At 66.8% G+C, this 770-nt stretch carries 1 protein-coding gene; it reads right to left on the reverse strand.

The window, feature by feature from the left end:
- Nucleotides 1-644, reverse strand: a 644-nt coding sequence (locus IEZ17_RS41695; RefSeq protein ID WP_189308837.1) for a flotillin family protein, incomplete at its 3' end; no start/stop codon positions are given.
- Nucleotides 645-770 lie beyond the last annotated feature (126 nt).

Here is a 770-nt window from a genome sequence, read left to right on the forward strand (position 1 = left end):
TCGGCCTGGACCACGGCGGTCTGCCGCTGGTACTCGGCCTGGTTGCGGGCCGCCTCCTGCTGGGCCTCGACCGACGCCTGGGTGGCGTGGGCCTGGGCGATCTGGGCCTGCTGCTGGATGGCGGCCTTGTGCGGGGCGGACATCGCCTCGATGTAGCCGGTGTCGCCGTCGTCGATCGACTGGATCTGGAGCGAGTCGACGATCAGGCCGATCTTGGCCATCTCGGTCTTGGAGGTCTCCAGGACCTCGGTGGCCAGCTTCTGCCGTTCGGTGACGATCTCCTCGACCGTCATCGAGCCGATGATGGAGCGCAGATGACCGGCGAAGATCCGGCCGGTGAGCACCGCCATCTGGTCCTGGTCGGACAGGAACCGCTGACCGGCGTTGACGATGCTCTCGGTGTCGTTGCCGACCTTGAAGGCGATCACGGCGCGGACCGTGAGTGCGATGCCTTGCCGGGTGACGCACTTCTCGGCGACCTCGGACTCACACATCGCCAGGGTCAGGAACCGGACCTTGCGGAAGACCGGCAGCACGAACTTGCCGTGGCCGGTGACCACTCGGAACGGAGCGCCGCCCTGGCCACGCCTGCCTCCTGAGATCAGCATGGCTTGATCGGGGGCGGGAACGCGGTAACCGAACATCGTTTGTCTCCTCAACCGGCGTCGCCGGCATTGCCGGGCAACGCTTCCAACGGATCAGCCCACTCCATGACGTCGACCTGGCGATTGCCACGGGACTCGATCACGAGCACGGTCGCCCCTACCGGA

The sequence above is a fragment of the Streptomyces albospinus genome (assembly GCF_014648695.1).
Classification (GTDB): domain Bacteria; phylum Actinomycetota; class Actinomycetes; order Streptomycetales; family Streptomycetaceae; genus Streptomyces; species Streptomyces albospinus.